This window comes from Variovorax sp. EL159 (assembly GCF_900100965.1).
GTDB lineage: Bacteria > Pseudomonadota > Gammaproteobacteria > Burkholderiales > Burkholderiaceae_C > Variovorax.
In genome coordinates this window covers 297,155-311,527 of sequence record NZ_FMUJ01000004.1, presented here as the reverse complement: position 1 = coordinate 311,527, position 14,373 = coordinate 297,155, and the positions used below count along the sequence as shown (strand labels likewise).

15 protein-coding genes are annotated in these 14,373 nt (G+C 67.8%); 9 read left to right on the top strand and 6 right to left on the bottom strand.

What is annotated here, in order from left to right:
- The first annotated feature begins 40 nt into the window (after positions 1-40).
- Entirely contained in the window at positions 41-517 is a 477-nt protein-coding gene (locus BLQ28_RS18545; RefSeq protein WP_093242471.1) for an FKBP-type peptidyl-prolyl cis-trans isomerase, read from the top strand.
- Positions 518-562: 45 nt separating this feature from the next.
- Here the strand turns inward: BLQ28_RS18545 and BLQ28_RS18540 are convergent, their stop codons facing one another.
- Positions 563-2,167, bottom strand: coding sequence for a CYTH and CHAD domain-containing protein (locus tag BLQ28_RS18540; protein ID WP_093242469.1), 1,605 nt, complete (start codon positions 2,165-2,167; stop codon positions 563-565).
- 90 nt (positions 2,168-2,257) lie between these two features.
- Here BLQ28_RS18540 and BLQ28_RS18535 point away from each other — a divergent pair, with 90 nt between their 5' ends.
- The 4 genes from BLQ28_RS18535 to BLQ28_RS18520 all read left to right on the top strand — a co-directional run bounded on the left by BLQ28_RS18535 (position 2,258) and on the right by BLQ28_RS18520 (position 6,406).
- A complete protein-coding gene (locus BLQ28_RS18535) occupies positions 2,258-3,244 on the top strand; it encodes an AraC family transcriptional regulator (protein ID WP_093242467.1) in 987 nt (328 codons plus the stop codon).
- Between the two features lie 20 nt (positions 3,245-3,264).
- Entirely contained in the window at positions 3,265-4,653 is a 1,389-nt protein-coding gene (locus BLQ28_RS18530) for an amidase family protein (protein WP_256327360.1), read from the top strand.
- A gap of 107 nt (positions 4,654-4,760) precedes the next feature.
- Positions 4,761-5,183 carry a VOC family protein gene (locus BLQ28_RS18525; RefSeq protein WP_093242465.1) on the top strand — a complete coding sequence of 141 codons (423 nt, stop codon included), beginning with the start codon at positions 4,761-4,763 and terminating at the stop codon, positions 5,181-5,183.
- Positions 5,184-5,341: 158 nt separating this feature from the next.
- Positions 5,342-6,406, top strand: coding sequence for a pirin family protein (locus tag BLQ28_RS18520; protein ID WP_093242463.1), 1,065 nt, complete (start codon positions 5,342-5,344; stop codon positions 6,404-6,406).
- 29 nt (positions 6,407-6,435) lie between these two features.
- Here BLQ28_RS18520 and BLQ28_RS18515 read toward each other — a convergent pair whose 3' ends face one another.
- Positions 6,436-6,726: a YciI family protein gene (locus BLQ28_RS18515; RefSeq protein WP_093242462.1), complete on the bottom strand. Its 291-nt coding sequence runs from the start codon at positions 6,724-6,726 to the stop codon at positions 6,436-6,438.
- Positions 6,727-6,839: 113 nt separating this feature from the next.
- Positions 6,840-8,168: an Nramp family divalent metal transporter gene (locus BLQ28_RS18510; RefSeq protein WP_093242460.1), complete on the bottom strand. Its 1,329-nt coding sequence runs from the start codon at positions 8,166-8,168 to the stop codon at positions 6,840-6,842.
- Between the two features lie 159 nt (positions 8,169-8,327).
- Here BLQ28_RS18510 and BLQ28_RS18505 point away from each other — a divergent pair, with 159 nt between their 5' ends.
- The 3 genes from BLQ28_RS18505 to BLQ28_RS18495 all read left to right on the top strand — a co-directional run bounded on the left by BLQ28_RS18505 (position 8,328) and on the right by BLQ28_RS18495 (position 9,936).
- On the top strand, positions 8,328-8,636 hold the full coding sequence (locus BLQ28_RS18505; protein WP_093242458.1) for a putative quinol monooxygenase: 309 nt from the start codon (positions 8,328-8,330) through the stop codon (positions 8,634-8,636).
- 76 nt (positions 8,637-8,712) lie between these two features.
- Complete coding sequence (locus BLQ28_RS18500; RefSeq protein ID WP_093242456.1) at positions 8,713-9,306, top strand: hypothetical protein; 594 nt, start codon at positions 8,713-8,715, stop codon at positions 9,304-9,306.
- 24 nt (positions 9,307-9,330) lie between these two features.
- Positions 9,331-9,936, top strand: coding sequence for a hypothetical protein (locus BLQ28_RS18495; protein WP_256327359.1), 606 nt, complete (start codon positions 9,331-9,333; stop codon positions 9,934-9,936).
- Positions 9,937-9,954: 18 nt separating this feature from the next.
- Here BLQ28_RS18495 and BLQ28_RS18490 read toward each other — a convergent pair whose 3' ends face one another.
- From BLQ28_RS18490 to BLQ28_RS18480, 3 genes are all read right to left on the bottom strand, one after another.
- Entirely contained in the window at positions 9,955-10,554 is a 600-nt protein-coding gene (locus BLQ28_RS18490; RefSeq protein ID WP_093242452.1) for a hypothetical protein, read from the bottom strand.
- Positions 10,555-10,666: 112 nt separating this feature from the next.
- Positions 10,667-11,668 carry a type I glyceraldehyde-3-phosphate dehydrogenase gene (gene gap, locus BLQ28_RS18485; RefSeq protein ID WP_093242450.1) on the bottom strand — a complete coding sequence of 334 codons (1,002 nt, stop codon included), beginning with the start codon at positions 11,666-11,668 and terminating at the stop codon, positions 10,667-10,669.
- Positions 11,669-11,733: 65 nt separating this feature from the next.
- Positions 11,734-13,839, bottom strand: a complete 2,106-nt coding sequence (locus tag BLQ28_RS18480; RefSeq protein ID WP_093243414.1) for a transketolase family protein — start codon at positions 13,837-13,839, stop codon at positions 11,734-11,736.
- A 144-nt stretch (positions 13,840-13,983) separates the two neighbouring features.
- On the opposite strand from BLQ28_RS18480, the gene speD reads away from it, so the two are divergent.
- Entirely contained in the window at positions 13,984-14,364 is a 381-nt protein-coding gene (speD, locus tag BLQ28_RS18475) for an adenosylmethionine decarboxylase (protein ID WP_093242447.1), read from the top strand.
- Positions 14,365-14,373 lie beyond the last annotated feature (9 nt).

The window sequence follows — 14,373 nt, the reverse complement described above, 5'->3', positions numbered from 1 at the left end:
CCGCCAGCGCCTTTTCGGTTTCCACTGAAAATGCGACCCCATGAAAATCGAAAAAGACACCGTCGTCACCATCAAGTACAAAGTCTCGGACGCGCAGGGCAAGCTCATCGAAGCCAGCCCCGAGCCGATGGCCTACCTGCATGGCGGCTACGAGAACACGCTGCCCAAGATCGAGGAAGCACTCGATGGCAAGGAAAAGGGCTTCCAGACCACGCTGAACCTCTCGCCCGAGGACGCCTTCGGTCAGCGCGACGAGGCGCTGGTGCGCACCATCCCCAAGACCGAATTTCCGCCGGGCGTGAAGGTCGGCGGCCAGCTGCAGGGGCGGCTGGACGACGGCACGCAGCACGTGTTCACGGTGACGAAGATCAAGGGCCCGGTCGTGCTGCTCGACGGCAACCATCCGTGGGCCGGCAAGGCACTGCGCTTCAGCCTGCAGGTGACGGACGTGCGCGCGGCGCTGCCGGTGGAAATCGAACACAGGCACGTGCATGGGGCGCACGGGCACCATCACTGACATCACCGAGACAGCAAGGGCCTTGCGCCCTGGGGCCGCCGCTCCTCAGTTCTTCTTCCAGAACCGCTGTGCGCCTTCGATCTTCTCCAGGGCCTTGCGACAGGCCTTCGCGCCAGCCGCGTGGCGCGCGCTGAACCAGCCCACGGCGAACCACGCACGTGCATCGCGCGCCGTGGCCTCGCGATACAGGGCCAGCGCCACGGCTTCGTCATTGAATTCGCCCAGCGCGTCTTGCGCGGGGCGCAGCGCTTTCAGGTAGCGCTCCGCGGCGTCCTTGTCGCGGCCCTTGTCTTGCGCCTCGAACAAGGGCGCGACGAATTCGGCGAGGTAGCGCAGGCGCTTGAGGCGCTTGCGCACGCGGTGCTGGCTTTCGGTGTCCAGCGCCTCGAAGCGCGCGCCGTCGCGCACGGCCAGCTTGTGCAGTTGCTGCAGGCGCTTGCGCAGCAGGCGACGGGCCGCGTCGGCACTCATCGGACGAGGAGCTGATGGGGTGGTTTCGACCGCTTCCTCTTGAGTGCCGCTCGCCGGTGCGGCTTCTTCCGGTCCTGCGGCGGTGAATCCGATCAGCGACACCAGCACGTTCTGGAACGCCGGCGCACGCACCACATCGCCGGGCGATGGCGCATGGGCGGCTGCGTCGTCGCCGGCCAGCGGGTCGAAGTCCGGCGCGCCCGCGTCGCGCAGTTGCGGCTGCGCGAGCTTCACGACCTGTTCGCGGTCGCGCAGGGCGCCGAGCGCGCGGAAGGCATCGATCAACGGTGGCTCCCATCCGCTCGCATCGAGCAGGCCCGAGGCCGCATCGAGCCCCGCCAGTTCGCGCAGCGCGGTGCGCAGGCGCCGGATACCGATGCGCAGTTGGTGAACCTGCTCTTCGTCGGTGCTGCCGGCGGCGATCTCGCTGGCGTTGGGCAGCATCTGCGCAAGGCAGGAGGCAATCACCGCCTGCTGGATGGCGCGGCCGTCGGGGTGCTGCACGGCAAAGCGGGGGGCCTCGGCTTTGATGGCGGGCACGCAGTCTTGCGCGGCCAGCAGGCGCGCGCCGCGTTCGGCCTTCGAGACGGTGCTGAACCACAGTCCGTGCTGCTGCGACCAGCGGCGCGCGAGTGACACCAGCCCCTGCACGTCGCCGCGCTTGAGTTCCAGCTCCAGCTCGCACACGGGCGATTCGCGCTGCTCGGGCGTGCCCGCATGGGCGACGACCTTGCCGACGTCGAGCGCCATCTCGACGACCGCGCCGCCGGGCCCGGTGACGCGCACGTCGCGCGTGAGCCGCACGATGTCGGTCGATTGCCGTTCGACCAGCGGCACGGCGCCATCGGCCAGCAGCCTGGCGAGGCGCTCGCCGACGGGCGTGCCCAGGTGGCGCAGCGGGTCGATGCCGGGCGCCGCGCCGGCCGCGCCCAGGTCGACGTTGTGCTCCAGCCGGTGCAGCGCGTTGTCGCCCGTGGCCTTGACGGTCTGCACCCAGCGCCGCCCTTCCTTGCGCAGCCGCAGCACCATGCCGTGCGCGGCGAGTTGCTGGTCGGCGGTGTCGAAATAGCGGGCCTGAAGGCGGGTGCGGACCACGGTGCCGCGCCGCAGGGCGGCCTCGACGGCCTTCAGGCGGCCGGCGGGAATGCAGAACTTGAACTCGATTTCCATGGCGGCCATGATGCCCCGTCTTTTTTCCCTCATGCAACGCGGGCCGCATCGAGCACACCGGGACACGCCATCCCCGCCCGCCATCGCCAGAATGACCGCATGCCGATGCCGACACCCACGCCGCCTCCGTTCGCTGCCACGGCCCCAGTTGGTGCCGCAAAGGCCTCGGTGCGCTATCTCGATCTGCTGTCGCGCGCGGCGGCGCATGTGGAAGCGAACCTCGACGCGGCGCTGGACGCGGACCTGCTGGCGCGGCAGGCGGCGATGTCGCGGCATCACTTCCATCGCGTGTTCCATGCGTACTTCGGGTTGACGGTGGGCGGCTACGTGACGTGGCGGCGGCTGCGGCGCGCCTGCGAGCTGCTGGCCGCGCGGCGCTCGGCCCCGGTGCTCGAAGCGGCGCAGGCGGTGGGCTTCGAATCGGCGCAGGCGTTGGCGAAGGCGATGCGGCGCGAGTTGGGCACGACGCCGACCGCCATACGCGACGGCGGCGAGCCGGCATGGGCGCGGTTCTTTGCGCAGCGCCACATTCCCGATGGCAACGGGGCGCTGGCGGAAGCGGACATGCGTCCGCTGCAACCGCGCTGGGTCGAGGCGCCCGCGCTCGACGCGCTCACCACCACCGGCCGTGGCATGACGCAGGGCACGATGATGCGCGCGGCGCAGCAGGCGTTCGGCGAGCTGTGGCCCGCGCTGCTGACGGGCGGGCTCGCGGCGCAGGTCACGCACACCATCGCCACGATGCCGGAGGAGCCGCAAGGCCCGGAAGACGCGGACTGCCGCATCCTGGTGGGCGCGCTGTTCGGCCACTCGCTGCCCGACGGGCATGGCGAGCCGGCGCAGCCGCAGGTTGCGCTGGGCGGCAGCCTCGCGTGGTGGCATCTGCCGGCAGGGCCCTACGCGGTGTTCACGCACACGGGGCCCTACACCGGCCTTCACACGATGTGGAAGGCCATCTACCGGCACTGGCTGCCGGCCACCGGCTACGCGACGCGCGATGTGCCGGGTTTCGATCTCTACCTGGACGATCCGCGCAACACGCCCGAGGCGCGGCTGCGCACGCACCTGTATCTGCCGCTGCAGTAGCGGCAAGAAGGAGATTCATCATGGCGACGACAGTGATGGCGGCAGCGACGAACCCGGTCGATCTTCTGTCCGCGGGTGCCGCGCAGTCGGCGCGGGCACTGGCGGCGGGGCAGGTGAGCGCTGTAGCGCTGTGCGAGGCGGCCATCGACCGCGTCGAGGCGCTCGATGGCGCACTCCACGCGGTAGCGGTACGCGATTTCGCCCGGGCCCGCCACCAGGCGGCCGAAGCCGATGCGGCGCTGGCGCGCGGCGAACGCCGGCCGCTGCTCGGCGTGCCGATGACGGTGAAAGAGGCGTTCAACGTCGCCGGCCTGCCGACCACCTGGGGCCTGCCGCCGTTTCGCGATTTCGTGCCGACGCAGGATGCGGTGGCGGTGCAGCGGCTGAAGGCGGCGGGCGCGGTGATCCTCGGCAAGACCAACGTGCCGCCGGCACTGGCCGACTGGCAGTGCGCGAACCCGCTCTACGGCCGCACGGTGCATCCGCTCGACGCGGGGCGCACACCGGGTGGATCGTCGGGCGGCGGCGCGGTGGCCATTGCCACGGGCATGGTCGCGCTCGAACTGGGCACCGACCTGATGGGCTCGCTGCGCATTCCCGCGGCCTTCTGCGGCGTGTACGCGCACAAGCCGAGCCACGGCCTGCTGCCGACGCGCGGCTTCGCATTTCCGGGCACGCAGGAGTCGCCGGCAGAGCTGCCTTCGGTGATCGGGCCGATCGGGCATTGCGCGCAAGACCTCGGCCTGGCGCTGGATGTGCTGGCCGGGCCCGACACCGCGCGCGCCGCCGACGCACGCGTGGCGCTGCCCGCGGCGCGCCACGCATCTGCGAAGGACTGGCGGGTGCTGGTCGTGACATCGCATCCACAAGCCGCCGTGGCCGCCGAGGTGCGCGCCGCCGTCGATGCCGCGGGGCAGCGGCTCGCGAAGGCCGGTGCGCAAATCGCCCACGCGAGCGATCTGCTGCCCGATCTGGCCGAGATCAACGACACCTACCAGCAGATCGTGCAGACGGTGCTCGCCCACGCCGAGCCGGGCGGCCAGACGTCGATGCCGCTGCGCGCATGGTTCGACCTCCTCGCCACGCGCACGCGCATCCGGGCCCAGTTGCGCGTGCTGTTCGAGGCGTTCGACGCGGTGCTGTGCCCCGTCTTCGGCTGCGCCGCCTTTGCGCACGTGACCGAGCCCGACTGGGGCAAGCGCACGCTCGCCATCGATGGCCGCGCCACGCCTTACGGCGCGCAGGGCGCCTGGGCCAGTCTGGCGAGCCTGGGCGGCCTGCCGGCCACGGTCGCGCCGGCGGGGCGCAACGCGGAAGGGCTGCCGCTGGGCGTGCAGATCGTCGGGCCGTACGGCGAAGACCGCAGCACGATCGCGCTGGCCGGAATCCTGGCCAAACTGCCAGCCTGAAAAATCATGTGGACGCCGTCCATTTTCTTTGATATCTTTTGTGGACGGTGTACACAACACATCGGAAACACCCACCGTATCCACCTTCATCCCCACAGGACAACCTCATGGCCAACAAGCAGATCTTCGTCAACCTTCCCGTCAAGAACCTCGAAAAGACCAAGGCATTCTTTGCCGCGCTGGGCTACACCTTCAATGCGCAATTCACCGACGCCAACGCCGCGTGCATGGTCATCCAGGAGGGCAGCATCCACGCGATGCTGCTGGTCGAAGACTTCTTCAAGACCTTCACCACCAAGAGCCTGACCGACACCAGCAAGAGCACCGAAGTGCTGCTGTGCCTGTCGTGCGAGAGCCGCGCCGAGGTCGATGCGCTGGTCGCCAAGGCGGTGGCCGCCGGCGGCACGACGCCGCGCGAGCCGCAGGACTACGGCTTCATGTACAGCCACGGCTTCCAGGACATCGACGGCCACCTGTGGGAGCTGGCGTACATGGACCCGAGCGCCATCGTGACCCATCAGAACCCGTAAACAACGCCACGCGGCTGAAGACCCGAACGATGCCCATCGTTCCATACGCGCTCTTCACTGTTGCAAGGACGGCGCCTACCGGAAGGCGGCGGCGCCCCGATATTCCTTCCACTGGCACGGCATCATCGGCCGCGCCCCACCTGGAAAGGAATAGCCCCATGTCCGACAACAACAAGAGCCCCGAGAACCCCATCGTCCGGGTCGCACCGCTCGGTTTTCCGTGGCAGACCATCGACCCGTTCCTGTTCTGCGTCTACCACGACGACGCCTACCCGAAGGCCAACGGCCAGATGGGCCCCGAGGCCTCGCTGGCCGGCCGCCAGATCGGCCAGGACTTCAGCCGCAAGGACGGCTGGAGCATGTACCACGGCGACACGGTGCCGGGCTTCCCCTCGCACCCGCACCGCGGCTTCGAGACGGTGACCATCGTGCGCAAGGGCCTGGTCGATCACTCCGACTCGCTGGGCGCCACCGCGCGCTTCGGCGGCGGCGACGTGCAGTGGCTCACGGCCGGCAAGGGCATCGTGCATTCGGAGATGTTCCCGCTGCTCGACACGGGCGCACCGAACCCGCTGGAGCTGTTCCAGATCTGGCTCAACCTGCCGGCCCGCAACAAGATGGCCGAGCCGCACTTCACGATGTTCTGGTCGGACGCCATCCCGCGTTTTGCCTCCGACGACGCCAAGGGCGGCCGCACCGACGTCGCGGTGATCGCCGGCAAGCTCGACGACGGCGCGAACGGCCAGGACCCGATCCAGCCGCTGGCACCGCCGCCCGATTCATGGGCTTCGCAGGCCGACGCCGACGTGGCGATCTGGACGATCAAGATGACGCCCGGCGCCCAATGGACGCTGCCCGCCGCCACAGGCGGGGGCACGCGGCGCATGCTGTACTTCTTCAAGGGTGCGGTGGCGCACATCGCCGGCCAGCGCGTGGAAGGCCCGGCCGCCATCGAGCTGCGCGCGAATGCAGCCATCGAAATGGCCAACGGCAGCGACGAGGCGAGCGAGTTCCTGGTGCTGCAGGGCCGCCCGATCGCCGAGCCGGTGGTGCAGTACGGCCCCTTCGTGATGAACACGCAGGCCGAGATCAGCCAGACCATGGCCGACTACCGCCGCACCCAGTTCGGCGGCTGGCCCTGGGACGATTCGGCGCCGGTGCACGCGCATGACGCGGCGCGCTTTGCCCGGCATCCGGGCGGGCGCGAGGAAGTGCCGGCCTAAGCAGGGCCGACAGGCCCCGGGCGCGCCTTCTAGAACGTCTTGAGCACCTCGACGCTCAAGGCGGTCATGCTGGGAATGAACTCGATCACGTCGGTGCGCGCGACGCCGTTCTGCACGAACGGATCGCGCGCCAGCACCGCTTCGAGCCCCTCGCGGTCGCCCGACCGCGCCAGGATCACGCCGCCCTTGCGCGGCACCTGTCGACCCGAGGCCACGAACAGGCCGCTCGCGTAGTGCTTCTTGAGCCAGGTGAGGTGCGCGTCCATCAGCGCGTCGAGTTCTTCGAGCGGGCGGATGTAGGTGAGGGTGACGATGAACATGGCGGGATCGCGGGTAGTGCGGAAGCCCCGATCCTATGGCCTGCGCGGGGCCGTTGCGGGGCTCGTGTGTGTCTGCCGGGTAACTGTGCCTACGGTGGTTGACCGAACCCCGTTCAGCCGCCGCCCGCGAGCACCGACCCCACCAGCCATACGTTGGCCGCACTGATCACACCGAACAGCAGCCACGCCAGCCCCTTGAGCAACGGCCCGTTGGCAAAGCCGCCCATCAACGCGCGGCTGCTGGTGAAGCGGATCAGCGGCCACATTGCGAACGGCAGCTGGAAGCTCAGCACCACCTGGCTGAGCACCAGCATCTTGCCCACGCCGCCGTCGCCGAACCACCACACCCCCAGGAAGGCGGGGCCCAGCGCCAGGGCACGCGTGATCAGCCGGCGCTGCCAGCACGGGATCTTCAGGTCCAGGAAGCCTTCCATGATGATCTGGCCCGCGATGGTGCCGGTGAAGGTCGAGCTTTGCCCCGAGGCCAGCAGCGCAATGCCGAACAGTGTGGCCGCGAGCGCGCTGCCGACGACGGGCTCGATGAGCCGGTAGGCGTCGTCGATCTCCGTCACTTCGCGGTGGCCCGTGGCGTGGAAGGCACTGGCCGCCAGCACCATGATCGCCGCGTTGACCAGCAGCGCGAGCGACAGCGACACCACCGCGTCGAGCGTGCAGAAGCGCACCGCCTCGCGCCGGGCCGCGTCGGTGTCGGCGATCAAGCGCGTCTGCACGATGGACGAATGCAGGTACAGGTTGTGCGGCATCACCGTGGCGCCGACGATGCCGATCGCCAGGTACAGCGCGCCCGGCTGCTGCAGCCGCTCCAGGCTGGGGCCGAAGCCCATCGCCACGCCGAACCAGTTGGGCGGCGCCATCGCCAGCTCGACGATGAAGCAGCCCGCGATGGTGCCCACCAGCCCGAGCACGATGGCCTCGACCCGACGAAAGCCTGCGCCCTGCAGGCCCAGCACCAGCAAGGTGTCGAAGGCCGTGATCGCGATGCCGACCGGGATCGACACGCCGAACAGCAGGTGCAGCGCCAGCGCACTGCCCAGCACTTCGGCGAGGTCGCAGGCCACGATGGCCAGCTCGGCGCCCAGCCACAGCAGGCGGTTGACGCGTGGCGAGTAATGCGCGCGGCAGGCACGCGCCAGGTCCTTTTGCGTGACCAGTCCGAGCCGCACGCACAGCGTCTGCAGCAGCATGGCCGCAAGGCTTGCCAGCAGCACCACGAAGAGCAGGCCGTAGCCGAACTTCGAGCCCGCCTCGATGTCGGTGGCCCAGTTGCCCGGGTCCATGTAGCCCACCGACACCAGCAGCCCCGGGCCCGCGTAGCGCAGCAGCTTCCTGAAGAAGGGCAGCTCCTGCGGCACCGCCACGCTGCCCTTCACCTCGGAGGGGCAGAAGGGTGCGGTGGCCGTGCGGGGCAGCGGGAAGAACATGCGCGCGATGATAGGGGCGCGTCGCGAATCGAAGGGGCGATGCGGTTGTCGCGGACCGGACCCACGCGCAAGCGCCGAATCTCTTAGATTCGACGACGGCCATCCATCCATCGATCCGTACATCGATTCATTCACTCACCTGCACCGGAGACTTTTTCAATGATCCACGTCGTTGCCGTCATCACCGCCAAGCCGGGCCAGCGCGCCGCACTGCTCGAAGCCTTCGCCGCCAACCGCGCGGCCGTGCTCGCCGAAGCAGGCTGCATCGAATACGGCGCCACGGTCGATGCCCAGGGCATTCCGCCGTCGAAGGCCAGCTTCGGCCCCGACACCTTCGTCGTGATCGAGAAGTGGGAGACGCTGGCGCACCTGCAGGCGCATGCGGTCGCACCGCACATGACAGCGCACAGCGCGAAGACGAAAGAGCTGACGGCGGCCAAGCTGATTCACGTGCTCGAGCCGGTCTGACGCCGGCCTTCGCGCGCGGCGCGATGCCTGCTACCCTCGCGCCGGGGAGCAGGCATCACGCTGAGGGACCACAGGCATGGCGATCTTTCGTTCGCATGATTTCCGCCCGCGCGCACTCTACATCGCATCCAGCGTTCTGGCAGCGGCCGTCCTGAGCACCGGTTGCGCCCCGCTCATGGCGCCGCCCTATGCGGCCGACTACGAAATGCTCGACCGGCTCGAAGCGACCCGCCCGGGCATGGCGGCCGTGGCCAAGGTCCAGCCCACCGATCCGCAAGACAAGATCAACACGCTGAGCCTGCGCCGCGCAAAGCTGGTGTCGCCCAGCGGCAGCTTCGCGCAGTACCTCGAAGACGCGCTGATGCGTGACCTCGGCGAGATTTCGGCCTACGACGCGAAGGCGCCGACACGCATCGCGGCGCGAATCCTGGTCAACGACATCGATCTCGGCGTCATCAACGGCACCGGGCGCATGGAGGTCGAAGTGACCGTCACGCGCGACGCCACGCAGCGCCTGCGCAAGACCTATCGCGCACAGACCGCCTTCGATTCGAGCTACGCCAGCATCGTGGCCGTGCCCGCCGGGCAGGCGGCCTACCCGCGCCTGGTGCGCGCCCTGCTGCGGGAGGTGTATGCCGATCCGCAGTTCGCAGCCGCCATCGGCCGCTGACGCCACACAGGTCCGGAGGCACGAATGGCGATGGGGTCTTCTCTTCTTTCGGCAACGGTGCGGCTGGCGTCCGCCGCCGCGTTGATGGCCTTGCTTGCAGGCTGCGTACACCCGATCACGATGATCACCGAGACCGCGCCACCACGGTCGCAGGCGCACCTGCTCCCGAAGAAGGTGGCCTACGTGATGACCGATGCCCTGCGCGATGTGGAGGTGATCACGCCCGGTGGCAGCGGCGATCGTGTGAGCTATTACCCGTATCGCGATCTGGAGAAGTCGATCCGCGATGCGCTGCGCGCGGTGTACCGCGACGTGGTGGTGCTGCGTACCGCCGGCGACGCGAAGGCGAACGAGGCGGCAGGGGTGTCCCTGGTGTTCACGCCGCAGATCAAGACCGACTCGAGTTCGTCATCGTGGATCAGCTGGCCGCCGACGTCGTTCACGGCGGAGGTCTCCTGCGTGGTGACCGATGCGGCGGGCGCAGAGATCACGCGGGTGCGGGCCACAGGCAACGGCACGGCGGAGTTCGGCGAGTTCAAGGGCGACTTCGGGCTGGCCGCGCGAAGGGCTGCGGCGCGGTTGACGTCGCAGTTGAGCAGTGAGATTCGCAAGAACGAGAAGCTGCGTTGAGCCTCTCGTTCAAGGACTTCAGTCCAGGCGCTGGTTGATCACCCGGGCCACGAAATTCTCGAGCGACACGCGTACCGCTTTTTCCGTCGCCTTGCTCAGCGCTTCCGCGCCTACGGGACAGTCGCCTTCGACGGACTCCTGGCCAAAGCCGCGAACCGTGGTGGTCGCGAGCTCTCGCCCGTCGGGCGACACCGCGGTGGTTCTGATGGAAAGCTCCACGCTTGCATCGGCCGTGGCACTGAAGAAGCCCGGCTGAAAACGCAGCCGCGGATTGAAGTCATCGAGCGCGAATGTGTAGAGGACCCCATCCTTGCCGGACTCGCTGGAAGTCTGGACCGGCACCACCGACTGATGCGCCGCGGAGACGGTCCGCACGATGGAGGTCTTGATGGCGGGCCCCACGCTGAGAGGGTAGCTGTGCGCGCCGCAGATCTGTCCTGGCTTGACGACCTTCTCGAGATTCGCGAGATCGCCGGACACGGCAACATAGGCCTTGGTCTGTTGAACCCTGTCGCGACGCACTTCGTACGCTGCCGACGTACTCCCGACCTCCGCCTTGTGGGCACAGCCAACCATTAGAAAGGCGCCCAGGCCGATACAAACCAGTTTTCCGATCACTCGCTTCTCCTCGTAAGAAATTGTTATTCGATTCTAGGAGGCGTTCGGGCGCCGGCGGAGCGCCCATGAAAAAAGCGCCCGAGGGCGCTTTTTTCTTTCAAGCCGCGAGGCCTTACTTCGACACGACCTTCACCATCTCCAGGCACTTGTTCGAGTAGCCCCATTCGTTGTCGTACCAGCTCACGAGCTTCACGAACGTGCCGTCCAGCGCAATGCCGGCTTCGGCGTCGAAGATCGAGGTGCGCGGGTCGCCGCGGAAGTCGGTGGCCACGACCTTGTCTTCGGTGTAGCCCAGCACGCCCTTGAGCGCGCCTTCGCTCTGTGCCTTCATTTCGGCGCAGATTTCCTTGTACGTGGCTTCCTTGACCAGCTCGACCGTCAGGTCGACCACCGACACGTCGGAGGTCGGCACGCGGAAGCTCATGCCGGTGAGCTTCTTGTTGAGCTCGGGGATCACCACGCCCACGGCCTTGGCAGCGCCGGTGCTCGAAGGAATGATGTTTTCCAGGATGCCGCGGCCGCCGCGCCAGTCCTTGTTGCTCGGGCCGTCGACGGTCTTCTGCGTGGCGGTGGCAGCGTGCACGGTGGTCATCAGGCCGCGCTTGATGCCCCACTTGTCGTTCAGCACCTTGGCCAGCGGGGCCAGGCAGTTGGTGGTGCAGCTGGCGTTGCTGATGATGGCTTCGCCGGCGTACTTCTTGTCGTTCACGCCATAGACGAACATGGGGGTGTCGTCCTTCGAGGGTGCCGACAGGATCACCTTCTTGGCGCCCGCGTCGATGTGCTTTTGCGCCGTTTCCTTGGTGAGGAACAGGCCGGTGGATTCGAGCACGATGTCGGCGCCGACTTCGTTCCACTTGAGCTGCGACGGGTCGCGCTCTTGCGTGAGGCGGATCTTCTTGCCGTTGACGATCAGCGTGTTGCCTTCAACCGTCACTTCGCCCTTGAAGCGGCCATGCACCGAGTCGTACTGGAGCATGTAGGCCAGGTATTCGGGCTCGAGCAAGTCGTTGATGGCAACGATCTCGATGTCGTTCTTGAAGTTCTGCACTGCTGCGCGCAGCACGTTGCGGCCGATGCGGCCGAAGCCGTTGATACCGAGTTTGATAGCCATCTGACTTGCTCCTAAGGTTGAAAACTTGTTGTGAACGAACGGGAAGAAGAAGCGCCTGCCGCGGCTCAGTCGCGCAGTGCGGCTTCGACCGTGGCAGCGACGTTCTCTGCCGTGAATCCGAAATGCTTGAACAGCTCCGGTGCCGGTGCCGACTCGCCATACGTGTCGATGCCGACGACGGCGGCGCAGCCGTACTTCCACCAGCCGCCGGTGCAGCCCATTTCGACGGCGATGCGCGGCAGCTTCTTGGGCAGCACGGCCTTCTTGTAGGCGAGGTCCTGGCGGTCGAAGGTGGTGGTCGAGGGCATCGACACCACGCGCACGGCGATCTTCTTTTCGGCCAGCAGCGTCTGTGCGGCCAGCGCGAGCTGCACTTCGGAGCCGGTGGCGATGATGACGGCGGCGGTCTTCTTGTTCTTCAGGCCGACGGCTTCCGGCTCGGACAGCACGTAGGCGCCGCGGCTGATGTCGCCCAGCTCCGACTTCGGTGCGTAGGCGATGTTCTGGCGGCTCAGCAGCATCGCGGTCGGGCGCGTCTGGTTCTGCAGGGCCACGGCCCATGCCACGGCGGTTTCGGCCGTGTCGCCCGGACGCCAGACGTCCAGGTTCGGGATGAGGCGCAACGAGGCGGCGTGTTCGATCGACTGGTGGGTCGGGCCGTCTTCGCCCAGGCCGATGGAGTCGTGCGTGAACACGTGGATCACGCGGCGCTTCATCAGCGCGGCCATGCGGATGGCGTTGCGGCTGTAGTCGCTGAAGGTGAGGAAGGTGCCGCCGTAGGGGATGTAGCCGCCATGCAGCGCCACGCCGTTCATGATGGCCGCCATGCCGAACTCGCGCACGCCGTAGTTGATGTGGCGGCCGATGGTGCCGTGCGGTGCTTCAGCCGGGGCTTCGGGCTTGGCTTCGCCTTCGGCGGCTTGCTTGGTGGGCTCGGCGGCCGGCAGGTTCATGACCACGGCGCCGGTCTTCGGATCGAAGCGCAGGGCGGGCGTGCTCTTGGTGTTGGTGAGGTTCGAGCCGGTCAGGTCGGCGCTGCCGCCAAGCATTTCGGGCAGCGCGGCGGTGAAGGCTTCGAGCGCGAGCTGGCTGGCCTTGCGGCTGGCCACGGTCTCGGCCTTGGTGTGGGCGGCGACCACGGTGTCGAAGGCGACCTGGTGGAAGTCCTTGGGCAGCTCGCCCTTCATGCGGCGGGTGAACTCGGCGGCCAGTTCAGGGAACGCGGCGGCGTAGGCGGCGAACTTGTCGTTCCAGGCGGCTTCGGTCTTCGCGCCTTCGGCCTTGTGGTCCCAGTCGGCGTACACGTCTGCGGGGATCTCGAAGGGCGCGTAGTGCCAGTCGATGGCGTCGCGGGTCAGCTTGATTTCTTCGGCGCCGAGCGCCTCGCCGTGCGCCTTGGCGGTGCCGGCGCGGTTCGGGCTGCCCTTGCCGATGACGGTCTTGCAGTTGATCAGCGTGGGCTTGTCGGTCGATTGCTTGGCCTTGGCGATGGCCTTGGACACTTCCTTGGCGTCGTTGCCGTCGATCGGGCCGATCACGTGCCAGCCATAGGCGTGGAAGCGCTCTGCCACGTTGTCGATGTACCAGGGCTTGACCTGGCCGTCGATGCTGATGCCGTTGTCGTCGTACAGCGCGATCAGCTTGTTCAGGTGCCAGGCGCCAGCCAGGGCGCAGGCTTCGTGGCTGATGCCTTCCATCATGCAACCGTCGCCCAGGAAGGCGTAGGTGTGGTGGTCGACGATGTCATGGCTCTTGCGGTTGAACTCGGCGGCGAGCAGCTTTTCGGCCAGCGCGAAGCCCACGGCATTGGTGATGCCCTGGCCCAGCGGGCCGGTGGTGGTTTCGACGCCCGGCGTCACATCGACTTCGGGGTGGCCGGCGGTCTTGCTGTGCAGCTGGCGGAAGTTCTTGATCTCGCCGATGGGCAGGTCGTAGCCGGTGAGGTGCAGCACCGCGTACAGCAGCATCGAGGCGTGGCCGTTCGAGAGCACGAAGCGGTCGCGGTCGAACCAGTGCGGGTTGGCCGGGTTGTAGCGCAGATGGTCGCCCCAGAGTGCGACGGCCATGTCGGCCATGCCCATCGGTGCACCCGGATGTCCGGAATTTGCTTGTTGGACGGCATCCATAGCCAGCGCGCGAATCGCGTTGGCCATCAGGGCTTCGTTTGCCATGGGCATGGGACTTTCGGGGGAAAAGGGTGGGTGGGGGTAGGGGGAACCCGCGATTTTACCGGGCGAGCCCGGGCCGGCGCCGATACAGGCCCAACACCCCGCTGATGTTCTTGTGCGGCAGCCAGACTGCTAGAGTTGCCACCCATGCATGGGCTGCACCTCACCGCCGACCTCCACGACTGCCAATGCGGCCTTCAATGGCTCACCGATGGCGCGGCCCTGGGGGCGGTCTGCACCAAGGCCGTTTCGGCCGCCGGACTGCAGGAGGTGGGCAAGCTGGTGCACGCATTTCCGGCCACGCCGAAGGGCCCGGGCGGCGTGACGGCCACGTTGCTGCTGGCCGAATCGCACCTGTGCATCCACACCTGGCCCGAGCAGCGCGGCGTGACGCTCGACGTGTACGTCTGCAATTTCGGCGGCGACCATTCAGCCAAGGCGCACGCGCTGATGGAATGCCTGGTCGCGCTGTTCCAGCCCCGCCACAGCGAACGCAACGAGCTGCAGCGCGGCCGCGTCGCAGCGTGAATGAAGCTC

Bases quoted from the DNA above. Each gene is read 5' to 3' on its own strand.
- BLQ28_RS18500 (WP_093242456.1), top strand. From the start codon at position 8,713: ATGGCGATCTTTCGTTCGCATGATTTCCGCCCGCGCGCACTCTACATC.
- BLQ28_RS18495 (WP_256327359.1), top strand. From the start codon at position 9,331: ATGGCGATGGGGTCTTCTCTTCTTTCGGCAACGGTGCGGCTGGCGTCC.
- gap (WP_093242450.1), bottom strand. From the start codon at position 11,668: ATGGCTATCAAACTCGGTATCAACGGCTTCGGCCGCATCGGCCGCAAC.
- BLQ28_RS18520 (WP_093242463.1), top strand. From the start codon at position 5,342: ATGTCCGACAACAACAAGAGCCCCGAGAACCCCATCGTCCGGGTCGCA.
- speD (WP_093242447.1), top strand. From the start codon at position 13,984: ATGCATGGGCTGCACCTCACCGCCGACCTCCACGACTGCCAATGCGGC.
- BLQ28_RS18540 (WP_093242469.1), bottom strand. From the start codon at position 2,167: ATGGCCGCCATGGAAATCGAGTTCAAGTTCTGCATTCCCGCCGGCCGC.
- BLQ28_RS18510 (WP_093242460.1), bottom strand. From the start codon at position 8,168: ATGTTCTTCCCGCTGCCCCGCACGGCCACCGCACCCTTCTGCCCCTCC.
- BLQ28_RS18530 (WP_256327360.1), top strand. From the start codon at position 3,265: ATGGCGACGACAGTGATGGCGGCAGCGACGAACCCGGTCGATCTTCTG.
- BLQ28_RS18505 (WP_093242458.1), top strand. From the start codon at position 8,328: ATGATCCACGTCGTTGCCGTCATCACCGCCAAGCCGGGCCAGCGCGCC.
- BLQ28_RS18515 (WP_093242462.1), bottom strand. From the start codon at position 6,726: ATGTTCATCGTCACCCTCACCTACATCCGCCCGCTCGAAGAACTCGAC.
- BLQ28_RS18480 (WP_093243414.1), bottom strand. From the start codon at position 13,839: ATGGCAAACGAAGCCCTGATGGCCAACGCGATTCGCGCGCTGGCTATG.
- BLQ28_RS18545 (WP_093242471.1), top strand. From the start codon at position 41: ATGAAAATCGAAAAAGACACCGTCGTCACCATCAAGTACAAAGTCTCG.
- BLQ28_RS18535 (WP_093242467.1), top strand. From the start codon at position 2,258: ATGCCGATGCCGACACCCACGCCGCCTCCGTTCGCTGCCACGGCCCCA.
- BLQ28_RS18525 (WP_093242465.1), top strand. From the start codon at position 4,761: ATGGCCAACAAGCAGATCTTCGTCAACCTTCCCGTCAAGAACCTCGAA.